Genomic DNA, 20,701 nt, shown 5'->3' with positions numbered 1-20,701 from the left:
GTAACAACTGTGCGGTCAGCTTCATTAAACAAGTCTTTAAAGTTGCGGTAAAGGTTCCGGAACCTCAAAGATTTTTTCACAGTCATTCAGTTGGTAGCGGTTGCGGGTTCATGTTGCAGATCCCGTTTTGGATCGCCTAATTCCCGTGTTTTTGCGGCAAATTCCAGCAAAATTCCATCGGGGTCAAAGAAATAAAACGAGGAAATAAATGTCGTTTCATTCTGTTGTTCAACATAACCAGAAGGAACATCTGCGCGATGCAAAATCCGAGTAGTTGGAATTCCCAAATCACTTAATTTTTGGTGATCATCTTGCAAATGTTCTAAAGAAATATTAAAAGCAACATGATTCATAGAACCGTGAGCCGTAACAATATCCCCTTTTTTTAAACGTTCCGGGTCAACCGAGGCAACTCCGGGAGCCGATTCGGGAGCATTGGGAAACCAGAAAAACGCCAAAGCATCCCCATTTCCCACATCAAAAAAAAAGTGTTGACCGCCATCGGGTAAAGCAATGGTTTTGATCAATTTCAAACCCAAAATATTGGTGTAGAAATCGACCGTTCGAGCCATATCCCGACAAACCAAGGCTAAATGATTTATACCTTGTAATTTAAACTGATTCATCCGCAACCCCCAATTCTATTTTAGGGAAAATCAATCTGAAAATGTTGTTGTGTACTATTTTTGGCACAGTCCGGTCAAATGTCAATCTTTGATCGCAAAAAAATCAAGGGTGAGTCAAGCCCCACCCCGATTTTAGTTAAAAATCATTGACAAAATTGGGTATGATGCTTACGCGCAAAGAAGGGACTCAGAAGCCACCTCAATCACTTTCCGTCCAACAGACGCCGCTACCGGACGCAAATTTTCCACCAACTGCACCATATCTTTTAACGACAACGCCTGACGCGCATCGGAGACAGATTTTTCCGGTTCGGGATGACACTCTACCATTATGCCATCAGCCCCACAAGCAACGGCCGCCCGTGCCAGGGGTTCAACCAGTTCCCGTTTTCCGGCCGCATGAGAGGGATCTACAATAATCGGAAGATGGGTTAACTGTTTGAGTCCGACAACCGCCCCCAAGTCAAGAACGTTGCGGGTGAAACTATCGAAACTGCGAATTCCCCGCTCGCACAAGATGACATCGGGGTTGCCGTGCGCCATAATATATTCGGCCGCCATAATAAATTCTTCGAGGGTTGCCGCCAGTCCCCGCTTCAAAATCACCGGTTTTCCCGCTTGTCCGATGGCTTTGAGTAACTCGAAATTCTGCATATTGCGGCTACCAATTTGCAGGACATCGGCGTAGGCGACAACAGATTCAATTTGGGGAATAGACATCACCTCCGTCACCACCGGAACGTTATAACGCTGACTCACCCCCTTTAAAATTTTTAATCCTTCCAAGCCGAGACCTTGGAAGGAATAAGGAGAAGTACGCGGTTTGTAGACGCCACCTCGCAACAGTTGAACGGGGGCTTTTGTTAGCTGTTGGGCGACTTGTTCCATTTGTTCGAGACTTTCAACGGTACAGGGACCACCAATAATTAACAACTCTTGACCGCCAACGGTGGTTTGTTCGTTAATTTTAATTTGGGTTTGGTGTTCAAGATGGGTTTTGCTGACGAGTTTAGCCTGAGACATGGTGAAATTCTCCTAAAGTTTGTGAATGAGTCAAAAAAAAACCCGGAACCTTTAAGTGTCCCGGGTGAGGTAAAAGAACCAGCATGACAACTTACCCGGAACCTGTTCGGGGCCAAAAATAAAAGCCATAAAAGTAGGTGTTGGGTAAAATCATCGCCGTTCGCTAATACGAGGAAATCATGTTTTGAGCAATTTCTGAGCAATTAAAAAGCCGCAGGTCTTAGTTCTGCGGCTCACCTTGAGTTATCCATGAAAAGTTGGACTCACTCTCGGTGAACCGGGGTAAACCAATAATAAAAATAGCTGTTCGCTGAATACATAGCTTGCTGGCTCTTTTTGTTGAGTTCAATCATTTCTACTTAAGAACCTAGCACAAGCAACCCACAAAGTCAATGAACTTTGCAAGAGTTACCCAAAAACCCGGTTTCTCAGAAGTTACCCGGTTTTTCTTCGTAATCCTGACTTGGGGGCGGGTTTATATAAGTTGAGAGTGGGAAACATAGATTGAACGCAGAACCCGCCCCTACTCCCGACTTGGGGGCGGGTTTATATAAGTTGAGAGTGGGAAACATAGATTGAACGCAGAACCCGCCCCTACTCCCGACTTGGGGGCGGGTTTATATAAGTTGAGAGTGGGAAACATAGATTGAACGCAGAACCCGCCCCTACTCCCGACTTGGGGGCGGGTTTATATAAGTTGAGAGTGGGAAACATAGATTGAACGCAGAACCCGCCCCTACAACGCTGATAACTGGTAACTTTAAAAACTGGTGACTGATATCCGAACCGTTTCCCTCGTCCTGACCTCACTCCAACGGTTGCGAAGATCCTTTAAGATGTGAGTAGAACGGTAATTACGCAAGCGAGTGACGAAATCCATGACTTCTCAAGTAATCGTTGAAAAGCAAAAGTTAGACAATCCTCCCTTTCAAATTCATTATCTCGGCGATCGCGTTCTGCGTCAGTCGGCTAAACGGATCTCTCGTGTGGATGACGACACTCGCAGATTGATACGAGAGATGCTGCAAACGATGTATAGTGCTGATGGTATTGGTTTGGCGGCGCCGCAGGTGGGAGTTCAAAAACAACTGATTGTGATTGACTGCGAACCCGATAACGCTGCAACTCCCCCGTTAGTCTTGATTAACCCGACCATTAAAAAGTATAGTCAAGAAATCTCTCCTTTCCAAGAAGGCTGTTTGAGTATTCCGGGGGTTTATATGGATGTGACCCGCCCGGAAGTGGTTGAAGTGTCGTTTAAAGATGAAACCGGACGTCCCCGGACTATTCGAGCGAATGAACTGTTATCACGGGCGATTCAACACGAAATGGATCACCTGCAAGGGGTATTATTTGTAGACCGGGTGGAAAATCAACTCGCCCTCACCCAAGAGTTGACCAAACACAAGTTTTCTCCCAAAGCCGTTAAACATATTAAGTCTTAATATCATCTCCGATTAATCGATCACGATTCTGTAGGGGCGGGTTCTGTAATTATTTATCTTTCCCACTCTCAACCCATATCAACCCGCCCCGGAGTGGCAAAAATTGCCAATTCCTCAATTCCTAGCTTTTAAGTCGGGTAAATATTACTATAAGTTAAGATTTTTTAACAGATTGGGTTAAAACAAATATGGTTGGAACGCCAAAGAGTGCCTTATTTTTAGGGGCTTCGTGTATAGCCGGGATTGCGGCGGTGGGTTCGATTTTTGAACTTTCCTCGGGACAGCCGGAACTGGGCGCAACGGTAACGACTGTTATTTTACTCCTGAGTATCCCCTTGGGAGGGCTTTCGTTTTGGGCTGCGGTTCGGGATGCTCAGGCCAATCAGGAATAGCTTTATTCAGTCACCAGTTTTGTAGGGGCGGGTTCTGAGTAAATTTATCCTACCCAGAAATAACTTACATAAACCCGCCCCAACCCGTGATCGGTTTTTCCCGGACTCAAAGGAAGGGTTTATATCAGTTGTCTGCGGGGAATGATAAATCAATTCGGAGGCGCGCCCCTACAGCAAAACCCCGACACCTGACAGCCGACACCTATTTACGGTTTACGGTTAGGCGACACCTGCGGGTTGCTTTTCTAACGGCACCTCAAACCGTTCTCCGGGAGTGGGGTTGAGAACCCGGGTAGAGAGGTTGTGACGCGCCAATAACGAACGAAAATCCTCTAAACTACCAACCGCTTTCAGCAGAGAAGCCAACACCCCCTCATAGGTAACATCTCCGCCTGCTGCCGTCGGTAACATCACCTGGGGTTTTACCCATTCGGCAATTTGTAATGCACTCTTGGTGCCTTTAATAATCGGCCCAACTAACGGCAAAGCTAAATCAATAATTGGCGTAATGACTACATCAATGGGTGTTTCTTGTTGCAGGGATTGATCGTGGTAGCCGTGCGGTTCGTAATAGACTTTGAAATTCGTTTCTAACTCTCGAAATATATAGCCATTTTCTACCGTTGTCGGCCCGATGGGTGAACCGGGAACGGCTTTAATTTCGATTTGGTTATCTAACGAATAAGTATAACCTTGTTCTAAAGTCCTCACTTGAGTAAATCCCAATTCCTCTGCAACTTTAGCCGCATTTGCCGAACCGACAACCGGAATCATTTTATCGAGTATTTTCAATGTCGGGGGATGGGCGTGATCTTCCAATCCCTGCGACAATACAATCAGGTCAATATCGTGAGGAACGGGGCGAGGCGTGCGTTTTTCGCCTTTAAACAACCAACCCTGATTCCCAAAGACTAACGGCCCAACTAGCCAGGGATCAATGAGAATTCGTTTGTTTCCAATCTCTAATAGCCAAGAATTACTATCAAACCAAGTCAGATACATCGGATTTTGTTATAAAGACACTCTTTCTATTGTAATTAATCTTTACATTCTGAGTTCAACAGAAAGCCAAAAAAAAGATTTTTCGGCGATGTCTGTCTTAGAGGAGATGTGATTTACAGGCTGTCATCGTAAGCTGTAACCAATCCTATCACTTTAGTTTATCAGGGAGGAATTATTTTGTCAGCTAATTGGACAACGATCTTTCACACACTGGTCATCGGAACGCTTGCCTATGTCGTTCTGATTATTCTACTACGGATTTCAGGAAAACGCACCCTTTCTAAGTGGAATGCTTTTGATTTTATCGTGACAATTGCATTCGGTTCGATTCTGGGAATGATTCTGTTAGCAGAGGATACCAGTTTAATTCAAGGAACAGTTGGATTTGGTTTATTAGTTCTGCTGCAACTGGGCGTCAGTTGGTTATCGGTTAACTCTAAAGAAATGCAAGCGTTGATTAAAGCAAAACCCGCTCTATTGCTTTATCAAGGGAAGATGATTCCAGAAACGCTCAAAAAAGAACGAATTACTCAAGAAGATGTGTTAGCGGCGATTCGCACTCAGGGAATTTCAGCGATAGAAAATGTGGAAGCTGTTGTGTTAGAAACCAACGGAAATTTTAGTGTTATTCCCCAAAAACAAGGCTCATCGAATTCCGCGATGATTGATGTTCAAGGGTATCCAATCATTCAAAAAGAACTGACTCAAGTCTAACAGATTTTGATGAAAAAGGAAAGATCCCCCATTATCCCCCGCCCCCGTGACCCCAATAATGGGGGTAAAAAGGGGGACTTATAACAGACCTCAAAATATCTCTACTCTTTAGCTTTTGAGAATTAAATTATCTTACAATGAATCAAGTTGTTTTCTTTTATACGGGCTTGGAACCCCTTTTAAGAATAATTATTATTGGGAGTTTAGCCTATATTAGTTTGTTGTTTCTGTTGCGGGTTTCGGGAAAACGAACCCTCGCTCAAATGAATGCGTTTGATTTTGTGATTACGGTGGCGATTGGTTCAACTTTTGGTCGATTATTAACAGCAAAAGGGGTTTCTCTGGCTGAAAGTATTACGGCTTTTGGGGTTTTAATTGGATTACAATATATTGTTTCTTGGCTGACGGTTAAATCTTCGGGTTTTGCCGATTTGGTGATGGCGACGCCTACTTTGCTTTATTTTGACGGACAGTTTATCGAGAAGGCGATGAGAAAACAGCGTTTAACCAAAAAGAATTTATTGGAAACGGTTCGACAGCAGGGAGTTGTTTCTTTGCAAAATGTGGAAGCGATTATTATGGAACCTGTCGGGAATATTACGATTATTAAAAAGCAAAAATTTGAAAAATCGACCGATAAATCTGCCTTCAATAATATTTTAGATGTTGATGATTTTAACAGTCACCAGGCTAGAGGCTAGAGGCTCGGCTAGGGGAAGAAATTCTAGCTTAAATTCTACTAAATTCTTTCGCAAACGGTAACGGTGCCTCGATTTCCCCGAGTGATGCGAAGTTCTTCATCGAGATAAAGCACTTCTAAAGAGCCTTTGGGAGATTTTTTCATAGTAAATGATACTTTCCCGGTTTGATTATTTATTCCTTGAGGCGGTTCTAAACCGAAAAGGAGTTGAGCGATAAAAGATTGAATTTTTTGAGGAATATTTACAGATTTCTTACGGTTTTGATTGCCAAAAACAGACAGCCACTCTTTAAGAGTTTCGGAGTTATCGGGGTCTAGGGGTGCGAGTTCTCCGCCGAGAAACTGAACTTGTAAGCTTTGTTCGTTTTGGGGAGAACAGACGCCTTGATTTCTGACAATACCTTGTAATTTGGGATAATTTTCATCAAGGATGGTGAATTCTATCTCAATATTGTAGCTGAGTTTTTCACCCTCGTTCATCGGAAAAATCGGTTGAATGACACGATTGATTAATACTTGTAAATCTGCGGGTTGAAAGAGATTGAAAGCCAGCCGACCCAATGAATAAATATATTTTCCGTCTTCGGTTCTTTTTCCCCCCGGAAAATCGGGAGCGTTAATTAACAGCCAGTTTCCCTCTAATAATGAGCGGTTTTGAGCCGGTTGGGGTGTAGGATTTAAAGCCGTTAGTTGGGAGATAGCCGCCACAACAGCTTCGGCTTTGGGGTTTCCCCCCTGTTGGTTTAAAGCGTCTCGGAGGTTGTTTTTAGCAGTATTTCGATCTAAAGCTTTTGTATCCATTTTTAAGTGAATCTCGCTCGATCCTTCACGTCAACTATTTTACCATAATTTTAACTCAATTTTCGGGAACTGTATCGCTGATGTATTTGCTCATTTTTTTTATATCTTTCTCGACAAACAACTTTCAACTGAACGAAGCCGCTCGATATTTAAAAAGATTGAGCGGAGCATAGCAGTAAAACACCCCAAAAAGCAGTTTGAAAATAGAACTTAGTCCACGACTTGAAAATCTGCTATCTTCCAAATTCCATCCCAATACTCTAATTTATAGCGAACTCTTTTCGTATTAAAATCGCTATCTTTCACCTGACCATTTTGATAAAAAGTCGTATCTTCAGTTACCCGAACTTCAATGGTTGCTTTATTTCCAGACGCCGCAAATCGTTCAACGGTTTCGACCTTCTGCACCCCGTACTCGTAATAAGCATCATTTTCGATTAAAAAATCAATCGCTTTTAAAGTATCTCGATATAAAACTCCTGTGGTAAACTGTTCTAAAGTTCGACGGTCAAAAGGAGGGGCAAAAATACGGGATTTTGCAGTCAACCATTCGCTGACTAAATCAGCCGCTTCTCCTAAGGTCAGAGCGGGATTTTGAGCCAGTAGAATCGAGTTTTGACAAGTCAAATCTTGGCGGTGTTGTCTCGGCGAGGTTTCTGCAAAAATCGGTTCAGTCCACACCAAGGGTAACAATAGGGTTAAGGCGAAAATAATCGGTTTCATGGCTTTTTACCAATGCGTTGTCATTCCCAAGCTGAAAATCAGTTAAAGGTTACTACAAATGCGATCGCCAATTTTCGGCAATTCATGCTAAGAATAAATTAATGCCAGATTACAGAGGTTTAACATGGCTGGAAAACACATTTTAATGCTCGTCGGTGACTTTGTAGAAGACTACGAATGTATGGTTCCCTTCCAAGCGTTACAGATGGTCGGTCATACCGTTGATGCAGTTTGTCCCAACAAAAAAGCGGGGGAAACGGTTCGGACTGCGGTTCACGACTTTGAAGGCGATCAAACTTATAGTGAAAAACCCGGTCATAATTTTAAGTTAAACGCCACTTTTGATGAAATTAATGTTGAAAATTACGACGCTTTAGTGATTCCTGGCGGACGCGCTCCCGAATATATTCGCCTCAATCAAAAGGTTATTGAAATGGTACAACATTTCGCCCAACATAACAAACCGATTGCCGCAATTTGTCACGGTGCCCAACTGTTAGCCGCAGCGAATGTGATTCAAGGAAAGCGCTGTTCGGCTTATCCGGCTTGCAGTTTTGATGTGAAATTAGCAGGCGGAGAATATGTCGATATTTCTGTTGATGAAGCGGTGGTTGATGGGAATTTAGTGACCGCTCCCGCATGGCCGGCTCATCCCCGCTGGTTGGCGGAATTTCTCAACGTATTAGGCACAAAAATAGAGCATCGAGAATTAACAACTGTGTAATGATTTGAGCGAATAATTTGAGAGGGGCGCTATCGTTGCGCCCGTAAATTATCTAAAAATTCTAATATCAAATCCGACCAATCAATAATCCGCTCAAAGGGGCGGGTTCTACAATATCTTTAATAACTACTGAGAGATTGACATAAACCCGCCCCACCCCCAAAATTAATTAATCGGACATCATATAATATTTAAACCAAAGACTTTAAACCTTTATGGGACAAGGAAATTACGAGCGCCTGCGCCAATATTTTCACAATCCAAATGTGAATAAACCCCTGGAAGAAATCTATGCAGATTTAGATGCTTATACCTATGAAATTTTTGAAAATCAACCGGATCGTTTTGATACGGTTAGTTTTTTTGTCGTTTTACCTCCCGTTCGCTATGAAGGGCGATTAATTAAAGGTTTATATTTGAGTGAATCCGTCGATTTGTTGAACAAAGTTTTACCGCAACTGTCGAAATATTTTTTCGCTCATGCTTATTCGATGTATGCGGCTTTTCCCTGGTCAAATACGGCCGATTCTTATTCTTCTATTTATGATAATCCTCATCGAAATCGTTGGTTTCGTCAAACTTATCCGGAACGGGCCAATAAAATTCTCATTTCTTGCTATGACTCCGATTTTATCAATGAATATGTAATCGCACCCAAACCCGTTCCTCAAAAAGATATTGATGTTTTATGTGTTTCTCGGCTATCGGAGGAAAAAAATATTCCTGCGATCGCCAAAGCCTTAAAAATTTATCATCAGAAGTATGGAAAAAAAATTAAGATGACCTTAATTCCCGGTTTTCATAATTTTAAAAGTATCGATCAAGTTGATGCTCAAGCCCGGGAACAGTGGCGTCAAATCGAAGCAATTTTTGCCGATCCGTTTGACTATATTAATTTGGTGCCTCGGGCCGAATATTATCAGCAAATACCCGTTTATTATTCCAGCGCAAAAGTTGCGGTTTTGGGTTCTCTTTTAGAAGGAAAAAATCGCTTTTTGAGCGAAGCCATGAGTTGTAACGTTCCGGTGATTTGTTTTCAGGAATTTAATCAATATGTGCGGGGTGAAGATGGTGCGTTTCCAGAAGGAGCAGGTTTATATGCAAAGTTCGATCCCGAATCTTTAGCCGATACCATTCACACCGTTTTAGAAAATCCAACCGCCTTTAAACCTCGCCTAACTTATCTGAAATCTCGGGGACGCAAGAACTTTATGAATACCTGTTTAGATCGCTATTCTTATTATCAAGAAAACGTTCCTGACTATGTTCGCGGACAAGCGTTTAACAACCTCTGGTTAGATTTAGCGGTTCAGCAAAATTATCAAATGAGTTTGTCGGATTTTCTCTACGGACGTTCGGATAAATCCCATTTGCGCGGCTTGGTCAACATATATAAAATCCTGAATCAATGGCTACAATTTTAAGGGCTTTCTCTTCCTAAGGTTAGAACTTACGGTTTGAAAATCTCCTTCAAGTCTGTCTAGAGAGATACAATATTTTCAATTAATCATGTTAAGATATCTCACAAGTCAAGATGGATGAGTTCTTAGTATCTATGCCTGACCAAAAAACTCAAGTTTGTCCCGTTTGTAACGTTAAAATCCAGAAGACACCAGCAGGAGATAAAGTCTTGTTTTCTTCCGGGCCTCCTGGAACAAGATCCCGCCTGACAGCACGAGTTTGTCAGTTCGTAAACCAGAGTGGCTGTATTAATAAAGATCCGAATTTGATCGGAGATCTTAAGGCCAACGACTATTATCAACCTCAGTTGTAAACAAGTCAATTGAGGTCATTTTTTGGAGGAGATTGTCGATCAATTCCTTCGGCAATCTCCTCGGAAAAATTTCAACTGAAAAGTTTTTACAGCGAACAGTGAACAGGCAACAAAGAATAGGGAACAGGGAAGATTCATAATTCATAATTCATAATTCATAATTCATAATTCATATTAACCTCACGACTTTTGACTTCCCGACACCCGACACCCAACACCTGACCCTCCTCCCCATCCGCGAGTCTGGGAGTCCCGTCCCCAACCCTTCCCCGCTACAGTTGATACAATTTTTTTTTGTAAATAAATAACCAATTATTGGTATCATAGGCAAACAGTATCATGCCAACAGGGTGGAATTGTCCTTTTTTGAGGACAATCTGACTATTTTGGGTGCAAAATTTGAGCTTGAAAAAGACTGAATTTGATTAAATTTTCTTTAATTTTATTCAAAATATTCAGCAATAGCGCTAAATCCTTTGATCGCAAATAACAAAATATTCAACCCTGGGCAAATACTTGGGTTAATCTTTTTCTATTCTCCAAAATACAATGAATCCAAATGAAGATCGGCATCAAGCCTATTGGCGTGCCAATACCAAGTTAATTATCACACTCCTGCTGATTTGGGCTTTTGTCTCTTTAGGATGCGGAGTTCTTTTGGTTCCGGTGTTAAATAACATTTCTCTCGGCAACATTCCCTTAGGATTTTGGTTCGCCCAACAAGGCTCAATTTATGTGTTTGTCATCCTGATTTTTGTCTACGCTTATCAGATGGATAAACTAGACCGCAAATATAATATTAATCGGAGAGATTAATCATGTCAGTAGAAGTTTGGACTACGGTTCTGGTTCTCATTTCATTTATTCTCTACCTCTACATTGGTTGGAGTTCAAGAGTTCGAGATAGTAAAGGATTTTATGTTGCCGGACAAGGGGTTCCTTCTTTGGCAAATGGTGCCGCCACTGCTGCGGATTGGATGTCGGCGGCGTCGTTTATTTCGATGGCGGGATTAATCTCTTTTTTGGGATACGATGGTTCAATTTATTTGATGGGATGGACGGGCGGTTATGTCTTGTTAGCCTTGCTTTTGGCGCCCTATTTACGCAAGTTTGGAAAATATACCGTTCCCGATTTTGTTGGCGATCGCTATTACTCCAATATCGCCCGTTTGGTGGCTGTTGTGGCGGCGATTTTTGTTTCTTTAACCTACGTTGCCGGACAAATGCGAGGGGTGGGAATTGTCTTTAGTCGCTTCCTACAAGTCAACATCGAAACCGGTGTTGTCATTGGGATGGTAATTGTCGGATTTTTTGCTGTTTTAGGCGGTATGAAAGGCATTACTTGGACACAAGTTGCTCAATATGTCGTGTTAATTTTTGCCTTCTTAATTCCGGCAATTGCTATTTCCTTGCTTCTCACCGGAAATCCCATTCCTCAACTCAGTTTTCCGTTCAGCGATATCATTCCCAAACTGAACCAAATTCAAACGGATTTAGGGTTTCAAGAATACACCCAACCCTTTGTGAATAAATCCATGTTAGACGTGCTGTTTATTACCATTGCTTTAATGGTCGGAACGGCAGGTTTACCCCATGTGATCGTCCGGTTTTATACCGTTCCCGATGTTCGTTCTGCCCGATATTCTGCGGGTTGGGCATTATTATTTATTGCCCTATTATACACGACTGCACCCGCACTCGCTTCTTTCGCTCGGTACAACTTAATTACCACCTTACATGACCAACCTATCGAAGAAGTGCGTCAGTTAGATTGGGTGAATAAATGGGAACAAACCGGACTTTTAGCCTTTGACGACAAGAACAACGACGGACGCTTTCAACTCACTCCTGATACTGAAACCAACGAAATCACAATTGACCGGGATATTATCGTTCTTTCCACTCCAGAAGTCGCCAGATTAGCCCCTTGGGTAATTGCATTAGTTGCAGCCGGGGGATTAGCTGCTGCTTTATCAACCGCTTCCGGTTTATTATTAGTAATTTCCAGTTCCGTTGCTCACGATGTTTATTATCGCATGATTAACCCCGGAGCATCGGAATCTTTGCGGGTGATGGTGGGTCGAATTATGGTTGGTTTTGCGATCGCAATTGCCGGCTATTTTGGCGTGAATCCCCCCGGATTTGTTGCCCAAGTTGTGGCGTTTGCTTTTGGGTTAGCCGCAGCAAGTTTCTTCCCGGTTATTATTCTCGGAGTCTTCGATAAACGCACCAACCGAGAAGGGGCAATTGCCGGAATGGTTGTCGGTTTAGCCTTCACCATGTATTACATTCTTGCGGTGAAATTCTACAACATGGAACCCTGGTTTTTTGGGGTTTCTGCTGAGGGAATTGGTACGCTTGGGATGATTCTCAACTTAATCGTTACTCTGGTGGTTTCTCGCCTAACACCCCCACCGCCGGAGTCGGTTCAAAGGTTGGTTGAGGAGTTAAGAACTCCCGGCGATGAACCCCCCGCAATTCAAGAAGTCGGAGAGGAATATTTAGATTAGGTTTAATCGATTTTAGTTGTGGGGTTGTGTATCAGGGCGCAAGCAAAAGCGCCCCTACAATTGTTTCACTTAGAACTCATGTCAGTGTTGATAAAACTTCAAATAATTGGGTGACTTTGGTTAAATCTTTATCACCGGGAGACTGTTCAACACCGCTCGATAAATCTATCCCATCCGGCTTTAATAACTTTAATGCTTCTATAATATTATCGGGTCTTAAACCTCCCGCCAATAACCACTGACAAGCCGGACGAAATTGTTGTAAACTGTTCCAATCTAACGTGTGACCCGTTCCCCCCAATTGTTCGGGATGGTAGGCATCTAACAGCAAAGTATCAACGTGATTAACATAAGTTTCCGCTAAATTTAACGCTTCTGGGGTTTTCACTCGAATGGCTTTAATGAGTTCTAAATCGGGGAATAATTCCCGCAGGCGATCGCAATATTCTAGGGTTTCATTCCCGTGTAATTGAATTCCGGTTAATTCCGATAACGATAAAGTTTGACCTATTTCTTCAGCGCTCGCATTGGCAAAAACTCCGATCCGTTCTACCGTTTTGGGTAACACTTCAATCACCGCTTGAATGTCTTCGGGAGTGATAAACCTCGGTGAACTCCTCACACAAATAAATCCTAGCGTTGTCGCTCCCAACTCGGCGATCGCTTTTCCCTGATCGGGTTTCGTAATTCCACAAATTTTAATCCGCATTGGTCTATCCGAGTCCGTTTTTATTTAATTTTAAACCCAAATCCCGCTCCCGATCTTGATAAATCTATCGCCAGTGAGATGAAAATTTTTTGGAAGATCGCCCGAGTTTGTTGCAAATTTTAACGTCTATGTTAAATATTTCAACAAAATTCTATTTTGAGCAAACGACTCCCTATAATGCCATAGTATTCTAAAATTTTACCGCATTTTTAGCAACAATTCATTCAAAAGGAGAGTCAAATTTTGATGTATTCATCTTTACTTCTGGCCGTGCAATCTACCGTTCCCTCAACGCCGGAATGGTCGCCGAAAGTGGCACTGGTGATGATTGCCTGTAACTTGTTTGCGATCGCCATCGGATTTTATGCAATTCCCCAAAAAAATCGCGGCAAAGGTCCCGATCTCCCCGTGCAATTACCGGGTTTATTTGCGGGCTTCGGCGTTCCCGAATTGCTGGCGACGGCGAGTTTCGGACATCTGTTAGGTGCCGGAATGATTCTGGGATTAAGTAATGCAGGTGTCCTTTAAACCCGACCTGACGAGCGTTGTTGGTACACTGGAAAGAGAAGATGATCAATCCTGGGTATCAACAACAGGAATAGCGAGAGTGAAGGATAAAACTCATGCAAGCAGGTTGGCGAATTGGATCGATATTTGGAATTCCACTGTATATCGATTCTTCTTGGTTTTTAATTTTGGTGCTGGTTACCCTTGCCAATAGTCAGGAGTACCTGGAATGGGGGCCTATTCTGTCTTGGAGTGCGGGGTTAGCCGTGTCGTTGTTATTATTTGGCTCGGTATTATTGCACGAGCTAGGGCATAGTTTAGTCGCCAAATCTCAAGGAATTAAAGTCAATTCGATTACCCTATTTTTATTCGGGGGAATTGCATCGATTGATCGAGAATCCAAAACCCCGGGTCAAGCTTTTCAAGTGGCGATCGCGGGGCCTTTGGTGAGTTTAGGATTATTTTTTATTCTCAGTTTAACGGCTCAATTTTTACCCGAATCCAGTTTAACCGGTATCTTAGCAAATAGAATAGCTGGAATTAACCTGGTTTTAGCCATATTTAACATGATTCCCGGCTTACCTTTAGATGGGGGTCAGGTGTTAAAAGCGGCCGTTTGGAAAGCGACCGGTAGCCGTTTTGCGGGGGTGCGTTGGGCGGCGAGAGCCGGTCAAATGATCGGTTGGATCGCCATCTCCTTAGGATTAATTCTGTTTTTAGCAGAAAATCAATTTGGCGGGTTATGGATCGCTTTTATTGGTTGGTTTGCCATTCGCAATGCTACCTCTTATAATCGCATCACAGACTTACAAGAAATCCTGCTGAAAATCACCGCAGAACAAACCATGACCCGAGAATTTAGGGTGGTTGATGCCAATTTAACGCTGCGAGAATTTGCCGATGAATATCTAATTACACCGGACACCATTCCCGTCTATTTTGCCGCTTCAGAGGGTCGTTATCGGGGTTTAGTTTCTGTTGATGCTCTGCGGGCAATTGAACGCAGTCAATGGAACCTTAAAACTCTACATGATGTAGTTACTCCCCTCGATCAATTAATAACAGTTTCCGAAAAAACTCCTTTGGTAGAAGTCATTAACACTTTGGAAATTCAAAAGCTTTCTCGGATTACAGTTTTATCTCCAGCCGGAGCGGTTTCAGGTGTAATTGATCGGGGTGATATTGTTAGATCGGTGTTAACAGAAATGAAAGTTCCTGTTCCCGAAACGGAGATTAAACGAATTAAAGCCGAAGGGAATTATCCCCCCGGATTACCTTTACCGGCGATCGCTCAAATGACCGCTTCTTACGGTAAATCTTAACTTTCATAAAAAACTTGATTGTTGATGCAGTCAGCACTGATGAATCATGGGATAATTGCTTTGATTACCCTGGAGAAACTGAGTTTTTTAGTGACATCTTAAAAAAACTTGATTTTTGAGGTAGGTATATTTTACTCCGCTCCGGCAATCAGAGTTATTATGGGGATGGTCAAGTTAGGTAACATAAGCTGGCTACTATGCCGACCAAACCCTTCCCTCTTGTCTTTGCGAAAATTTTCACTAGACTACCCTTGCGAGTCATTTTGATAGTTCCCTTTGTGCTGCAAATCTTCGGGACCGTCGGACTGGTGGGGTATCTTTCTTTTAGAAACGGACAAAAAGCGGTTGAAGACTTAGCACAGCAGTTAATGGATGAGGTGGGAAATCGGGTTGAGCAGAATTTTTCTAATTATTTGAATACCCTAGAAAAAATTACCAGAAATAACGCAGAAGCCTTAGAAATGGGTATTTTACCGGCGGAAGATCTCGAACTTTTACAGCGTTATTTTTGGCAGAAAATTAAAATTTTTGATGGAGCAAATGCCATCGGAATTGCCACAGAAAACAAAGATTTTTTAATAATTGAAAGTATTGAACCGGGAACAGTAATTCTGAGAACTTATAATCAATCCACCCAAGGACAACAATATAATTACCAACTGAATGAGCAAGGAAATCCGATTCAACTGGTTGAAACTCATTCCTATGATCCTCATAACGATCCGCCCGGTAATCCTTGGTATAGCCGAACAAAAAAGGCAGGTAAATTAGTCTGGATACATAGTGTTTCTGCGCCTTTAGGTTATGACAAACCGATTGTAACCCTCGTTAATTTTCAACCCTTTTATAATCAGCAAGGAAATTTTGAAGGAGTGGTTACTGCGGCTTTTCATCTCTCTCAAATTGGAGATTTTTTAGCCAAACTGGAAATCGGAAAAACGGGAGAGGCATTTATTGTTGATGGCGAAGGATTTTTGATTGCCACTTCTACAGGAGAACTCCCTTTTATTCAGAATTTTGATCTGGATAAAGCCCGAACGCTCGATCCGAAAAGACGGAAAAAGTTAGCAATTCAAAGTGAAAGTTTTCTGGTTCGGAATGCCACCCAAACCCTGCTGGATAGTTTTCAAAGTTTAAAGCAAATTTATCGCCGTGAACAGCTTAAGTTTAAATTAAATAATCAAAATTATTTTTTACAAGTTACTCCCACTCAAAAAGATAAAGGCTTAGAGTTTTTTACGGTAATTGTTGTCCCGGAATCGGACTTTATGACCCGGATTAATGCCAATACTCGCACGACGATTATTTTATGTATTGTGGCTTTAATAATAGCAACAATTTTGGGGATTATTACCGGCCGTTGGGTAACAAAACCGATTCTCAAATTAAACCAAGCCGCCAAAGATATCGCTCAGGGAAAATGGGAGACAACTACAGCAATAAACCGCAGGGATGAACTGGGAGAACTCGCCGATTCTTTTAACAAAATGGCGCATCAACTGCAAGCTTCTTTTGAGGAACTCAAAGATAGCGAACATCGCCTGATTCAATATCTAGAAGCTTTACCTGTGGGCGTTTCTGTTCACGATGAAACCGGAAAACTTTATTATGCAAATCAAGCCAGCAAACGCATATTAAAGATTCAATTTCCTCTCGATGCTGGAACCGAAGAACTCAGCCAAGCTTACCAAGTTTATCAAGCCGGAACCGGACAACTTTATCCGACAAAAGCTTTACCTATTGTTCGGGCTTTAACCGGAGAAATTGCCTACGCTGACGATCTCGAATTTCACTATTACAATCAAATTGTACCGATAGAAGTTTGGGCAACTCCCATTTACAATGAACAGGGTAAGGTTATTTATACAATTGCTGCTTTTCAAGATATTACTCAACGCAAACAAGCCGAACAACTCTTAGCAGACTACAACCGGACGTTAGAAATACAAGTTGCTCAACGCACCTCGGAACTCGCAGAAGCCAAAGAAAAAGCCGAAGTTGCTAACCTTGCCAAAAGTGCTTTTATTGCCAATATGAGCCATGAATTACGCACGCCGCTTAATGGTATTCTGGGCTTTTCTCAAATTATGGCTTGTTCTGATAATCTTCCGAGTGAACATCAAGAAAGTGTTAGTATTATTAACCGCAGTGGCGAATATTTGCTCACCCTGATTAACAATATTTTAGATTTGTCGAAAATCGAAGCCGGAAAAACCACCCTCAACCCCAATAATTTTGATCTTTATCAACTTTTAGATGAAATTGAAGACTTATTTAAGCTGAAAGCTATCAATCAAGGATTACAATTATATTTACAACGAGGGGATGATGTTCCTCAGTTTGTACAAACCGATGAGTTGAAGTTACGGGAAGTTTTAATTAACTTACTCGGTAATGCTTTAAAGTTCACCAAGAAAGGAGGCGTATTCCTAAGAGTCAAAAGCTTATCGACTCCAGAAACAAAACCTTCAACCCAAACCCTCTATTTTGAAGTCGAAGATACGGGAGTGGGAATAGCGACCGAAGAACTCGATCAACTGTTTGAAGCTTTTAGCCAAACTACAAGCGGAAAAAAAGTTCAAGAAGGAACGGGTTTGGGGTTGGCAATTAGTCAGAAATTTGTACAACTTCTGGGCGGTAAAATTAACGTTAAAAGTCAAGTGGGAGTGGGGACGGTTTTTAGCTTTAATATTCCGGTAAACTTGGTGAACCCGACAGAAGTAGAAACCCAAACCTCTCCCCGTCGAATTCTTGCCCTCGAACCGAATCAACCCCGTTATAAACTTCTAATTGTTGATGATAATCCCATCAATCGTAAACTTTTAATTAAACTCCTAAATCCTTTAGGTTTTGAACTCAAAGAAGCCGGTAACGGCAAAGAAGCTATTGAAATTTGGGAAGACTGGGAACCCCATTTAATTTGGATGGATATGAGAATGCCCGTGATGGATGGTTATGAAGCCACCCAACAGATTAAAACCACAATAAAAGGACAAGCAACCGCAATTATTGCCATTACTGCCAGTGGCTTAGAAGAAGATAAAAATATTATTCTTTCCGGCGGATGCGATGATTTTGTGCGGAAACCCTTTCAAGATGCGATCATTTTCAAAATGCTTGAAAAACACTTAGGGGTTCGTTATGTTTATGAAGAAACCTGTTTATCGGCAAAGGAAAAAGTCGGTTATACTTTAGATACAGAGAGTTTAAAAGTCATGCCAGCAGATTGGTTAGAGGAACTTTATCAAGCCTCTATTGATTTAGATGATGACTTCGTTTTAACCCTCATTACTCAAATTCCTGAAAATCATGCTTCTTTAGCAGGCGCTTTAACCGATTGTGTTCATAACTTTCGTTTGGATAAAATTATAGATTTAATTGAACCGATAAAAAGATGAATAATCCCCGAGAATCTTTTCAACCTGAAAATATTTTAATTGTTGATGATCGTCCCGAAAATATAAAAATTTTAACACAGATTCTTTCTGATCAAGGTTATCAGGTCCGAAAAGCAATTCATGGCGAAATGGCGTTAAACTCTGCCTTTTCCAAGCCTCCAGACTTAATTTTACTTGATATTATCATGCCGGGAATGGATGGTTATCAAGTTTGTAAAAAATTAAAAGAAAATTCAACAACTTCGCAAATTCCGATTATTTTTATCAGTGCGTTAGATGAAGCCTTTAATAAAGTCAAAGCCTTTGAAGTCGGAGGAGTCGATTATATTACAAAACCCTTTCAATTCCAAGAAGTATTAGCCCGGGTTCAGCTTCAGTTGCGACTCCAACAGCAAAAACAACAGTTAGAAAAACAAAATCAAAAACTTAGAGAAGAAATTAGCAGAAGAAAGCAAGCAGAAACCCATTTAAGACTCTTTAATCAAGCCATCTCCGCTTGTCGCAATGGCGTAATTATTACCGATGCAACTCAAAGCGATAATCCGATTATTTATGTCAATCCAGCTTTTGAAAAAATTACAGGTTATTCCGCTTCTGAAGTTTTGGGGAAAAATTGCCGTTTTTTACAACGCGAAGATCGAAACCAACCGAATTTAGAAATTATCCGCAAAGCCCTAAAAAATGAGGAAGATTGTTTAGTAATAATGCGGAACTATCGCAAAGATGGAACTCTTTTTTGGAATGAAGTGTCAATTTCTCCGGTGCGAGATTATGGGGGAAATGTTACGCACTATATCGGCATCCAAACCGATATTACTGAACGCAAAAAAATCGAAGAAGCTTTACAACAATCGGAAGAAAAGTTTGCTTCTGCTTTCCGGGCGAGTCCCGATCCGATGGTGATTAGTACCTTAGAAGAAGGACGTTATTTAGAAGTGAATGAAAGTTTTTGTCGTTTGATGGGTTATCAACGAGAGGAAGTGATCGATAAAACCGTTGAAGATATCCAGATTTGGGCGAATCCCCAAGATCGTTTAATCAAAATTAAAGCTTTAAAAGAAGTGGGATTTATCTATGATAAAGAGTTTGAACTTCGCACCAAAACCGGGGAAATAAAAACCTTATTAATTTCGGCTGAACGGATAGAAATTAAACGTCAAAATTGTATATTAACGGTTGCTAAAGATATAACTGAACGTCGGCGAATTCTAGCCGCTTTAGAAGCCGCAAACCAAAAGTTGCAGCATTTAGCCAATATTGACGGTTTAACTCAAATTGCCAATCGTCGCAAATTTGATGAAACTTTAGAGCAACAATGGAAACATTGCTTTCGCCAACAGCAACCTTTGTCTTTAATTCTTTGTGATGTCGATTATTTTAAACCGTACAACGATTATTATGGTCATCAAACCGGAGATGAATGTTTAATCCAAGTCGCTCAAGCTATCCGTCAAGCCGTCAATGCCAGGGATTTAGTCGCCCGTTATGGGGGTGAAGAATTTGTGGTGATTTTAACGAATACCGATGTCGATGGGGCGGTACAAGTCGCCGAATTAATTCGCGATCAAATACGACAGCTAAAAATTCCTCATGTGAAGTCGGATATCAGTCAATATATTACTTTAAGTTTGGGGATTTCTAGCGTAATTCCCTGTTCTAGAATAACCTTAGATAGCTTGATTCATGCAGCCGATTCTGCTCTCTATCAAGCCAAAAAACAAGGACGCGATCGCATTATAATACCAAATCCGGTTTAGATATAAACGTTATTTCTAAGAGAGGGAAAAGGGAATAGGGAATAGGGAATAGGGAAAATTCATAATTCATAATTCATAATTCATAATTCATAATTCATCATTTCTCAACACCTGACACCGGGGCGGGTTTTGAAAGTCACCACCTCACCCGTGAGCGTAGGGGCGGGTTCAGAGTTAATTGATCACGTCCGACAGACAACCTCTATAAACCCGCCCCTTTTCAGTCACCACCTCACCCTTCGGGAACGTCCGTTGCTCTCTTGCAAACTGTGCTTCTGACGGAAACCGCCGGTAGCAAAGTTTGTAAGAGAGTCACCAGTTTTTTTCAGTTAGCAGTTATCAGTAATACCATTTCTTTGTAATCATGCAACTTTTTATGATCCCCCCCGCGAACGCCACCCCCCGATCAATCCCCCCTTGATCCCCCCTTAAAAAGGGGGGTTGGGGGGGATCAATTAGATGCAGCTTCATAAAGAATTGGTATAACCTCACGACGACTGACATCACGACTTCTGACTTCTCTAGACTCCGGGGCGGGTTTACATCAATTATTTCTAGGAAAACAGACATGATT

General features: G+C 41.8%; 18 protein-coding genes. 12 read left to right on the top strand and 6 right to left on the bottom strand.

Annotated elements, in window-relative coordinates; all coding sequences use genetic code 11:
- Positions 1 to 86 precede the first annotated feature (86 nt).
- Both ACL6C3_RS22290 and ACL6C3_RS22285 read right to left on the bottom strand, forming a co-directional pair.
- On the bottom strand, positions 87 to 626 hold the full coding sequence (locus ACL6C3_RS22290; RefSeq protein ID WP_413161251.1) for a VOC family protein: 540 nt from the start codon (positions 624 to 626) through the stop codon (positions 87 to 89).
- Positions 627 to 794: 168 nt separating this feature from the next.
- Positions 795 to 1,649 carry a bifunctional 3-deoxy-7-phosphoheptulonate synthase/chorismate mutase gene (locus tag ACL6C3_RS22285; RefSeq protein ID WP_413161249.1) on the bottom strand — a complete coding sequence of 285 codons (855 nt, stop codon included), beginning with the start codon at positions 1,647 to 1,649 and terminating at the stop codon, positions 795 to 797.
- An 878-nt stretch (positions 1,650 to 2,527) separates the two neighbouring features.
- Between ACL6C3_RS22285 and def the strand changes: the two genes are divergently transcribed.
- Entirely contained in the window at positions 2,528 to 3,094 is a 567-nt protein-coding gene (gene def, locus ACL6C3_RS22280) for a peptide deformylase (RefSeq protein WP_413161248.1), read from the top strand.
- Between the two features lie 188 nt (positions 3,095 to 3,282).
- On the top strand, positions 3,283 to 3,486 hold the full coding sequence (locus ACL6C3_RS22275) for a hypothetical protein (protein ID WP_413161247.1): 204 nt from the start codon (positions 3,283 to 3,285) through the stop codon (positions 3,484 to 3,486).
- A 219-nt stretch (positions 3,487 to 3,705) separates the two neighbouring features.
- Here the strand turns inward: ACL6C3_RS22275 and ACL6C3_RS22270 are convergent, their stop codons facing one another.
- Positions 3,706 to 4,488 carry an MBL fold metallo-hydrolase gene (locus tag ACL6C3_RS22270; RefSeq protein ID WP_413161245.1) on the bottom strand — a complete coding sequence of 261 codons (783 nt, stop codon included), beginning with the start codon at positions 4,486 to 4,488 and terminating at the stop codon, positions 3,706 to 3,708.
- A 177-nt stretch (positions 4,489 to 4,665) separates the two neighbouring features.
- On the opposite strand from ACL6C3_RS22270, the gene ACL6C3_RS22265 reads away from it, so the two are divergent.
- Together ACL6C3_RS22265 and ACL6C3_RS22260 are read left to right on the top strand one after the other, a co-directional pair.
- The gene (locus ACL6C3_RS22265) at positions 4,666 to 5,202 is read left to right on the top strand and encodes a DUF421 domain-containing protein (RefSeq protein WP_413161243.1); all 537 of its coding nucleotides are present in this window, start codon (positions 4,666 to 4,668) and stop codon (positions 5,200 to 5,202) included.
- Positions 5,203 to 5,339: 137 nt separating this feature from the next.
- Complete coding sequence (locus tag ACL6C3_RS22260; RefSeq protein WP_413161242.1) at positions 5,340 to 5,903, top strand: DUF421 domain-containing protein; 564 nt, start codon at positions 5,340 to 5,342, stop codon at positions 5,901 to 5,903.
- Between the two features lie 38 nt (positions 5,904 to 5,941).
- Here the strand turns inward: ACL6C3_RS22260 and ACL6C3_RS22255 are convergent, their stop codons facing one another.
- Both ACL6C3_RS22255 and ACL6C3_RS22250 read right to left on the bottom strand, forming a co-directional pair.
- On the bottom strand, positions 5,942 to 6,703 hold the full coding sequence (locus ACL6C3_RS22255; protein WP_413161241.1) for a PAP/fibrillin family protein: 762 nt from the start codon (positions 6,701 to 6,703) through the stop codon (positions 5,942 to 5,944).
- 210 nt (positions 6,704 to 6,913) lie between these two features.
- The gene (locus ACL6C3_RS22250; RefSeq protein WP_413161239.1) at positions 6,914 to 7,426 is read right to left on the bottom strand and encodes an ARC6/PARC6 family protein; all 513 of its coding nucleotides are present in this window, start codon (positions 7,424 to 7,426) and stop codon (positions 6,914 to 6,916) included.
- 124 nt (positions 7,427 to 7,550) lie between these two features.
- Here ACL6C3_RS22250 and ACL6C3_RS22245 point away from each other — a divergent pair, with 124 nt between their 5' ends.
- From ACL6C3_RS22245 to ACL6C3_RS22230, 4 genes are all read left to right on the top strand, one after another.
- Positions 7,551 to 8,150 (top strand): DJ-1/PfpI family protein, encoded by a 600-nt coding sequence (locus ACL6C3_RS22245; RefSeq protein ID WP_413161238.1) that lies wholly within the window; start codon positions 7,551 to 7,553, stop codon positions 8,148 to 8,150.
- A 215-nt stretch (positions 8,151 to 8,365) separates the two neighbouring features.
- The gene (locus ACL6C3_RS22240; RefSeq protein WP_413161237.1) at positions 8,366 to 9,574 is read left to right on the top strand and encodes a glycosyltransferase; all 1,209 of its coding nucleotides are present in this window, start codon (positions 8,366 to 8,368) and stop codon (positions 9,572 to 9,574) included.
- An 899-nt stretch (positions 9,575 to 10,473) separates the two neighbouring features.
- Complete coding sequence (locus ACL6C3_RS22235) at positions 10,474 to 10,740, top strand: DUF4212 domain-containing protein (RefSeq protein WP_413161235.1); 267 nt, start codon at positions 10,474 to 10,476, stop codon at positions 10,738 to 10,740.
- A gap of 2 nt (positions 10,741 to 10,742) precedes the next feature.
- Complete coding sequence (locus tag ACL6C3_RS22230; RefSeq protein WP_413161234.1) at positions 10,743 to 12,434, top strand: sodium:solute symporter family protein; 1,692 nt, start codon at positions 10,743 to 10,745, stop codon at positions 12,432 to 12,434.
- Positions 12,435 to 12,510: 76 nt separating this feature from the next.
- Here the strand turns inward: ACL6C3_RS22230 and ACL6C3_RS22225 are convergent, their stop codons facing one another.
- Positions 12,511 to 13,143: a phosphoribosylanthranilate isomerase gene (locus tag ACL6C3_RS22225; RefSeq protein WP_413161232.1), complete on the bottom strand. Its 633-nt coding sequence runs from the start codon at positions 13,141 to 13,143 to the stop codon at positions 12,511 to 12,513.
- A 246-nt stretch (positions 13,144 to 13,389) separates the two neighbouring features.
- On the opposite strand from ACL6C3_RS22225, the gene psaK reads away from it, so the two are divergent.
- The 4 genes from psaK (at position 13,390) to ACL6C3_RS22205 (ending at position 20,127) form a co-directional block, all read left to right on the top strand.
- Positions 13,390 to 13,671, top strand: a complete 282-nt coding sequence (gene psaK, locus ACL6C3_RS22220) for a photosystem I reaction center subunit PsaK (protein WP_413168389.1) — start codon at positions 13,390 to 13,392, stop codon at positions 13,669 to 13,671.
- Positions 13,672 to 13,766: 95 nt separating this feature from the next.
- Complete coding sequence (locus ACL6C3_RS22215; protein WP_413161230.1) at positions 13,767 to 14,972, top strand: site-2 protease family protein; 1,206 nt, start codon at positions 13,767 to 13,769, stop codon at positions 14,970 to 14,972.
- A 263-nt stretch (positions 14,973 to 15,235) separates the two neighbouring features.
- Positions 15,236 to 18,370, top strand: coding sequence for an ATP-binding protein (locus ACL6C3_RS22210; protein WP_413161229.1), 3,135 nt, complete (start codon positions 15,236 to 15,238; stop codon positions 18,368 to 18,370).
- A complete protein-coding gene (locus ACL6C3_RS22205) occupies positions 18,367 to 20,127 on the top strand; it encodes a diguanylate cyclase domain-containing protein (RefSeq protein ID WP_413161227.1) in 1,761 nt (586 codons plus the stop codon). Before ACL6C3_RS22210 ends, ACL6C3_RS22205 begins: the two co-directional genes overlap by 4 nt.
- Positions 20,128 to 20,701 lie beyond the last annotated feature (574 nt).

Source organism: Capilliphycus salinus ALCB114379 (assembly GCF_047276495.1).
GTDB lineage: Bacteria > Cyanobacteriota > Cyanobacteriia > Cyanobacteriales > Microcoleaceae > Capilliphycus > Capilliphycus salinus.
The sequence above is the reverse complement of the archived record's forward strand: the minus strand, read 5'-3'. Positions and strand labels throughout refer to the sequence as shown.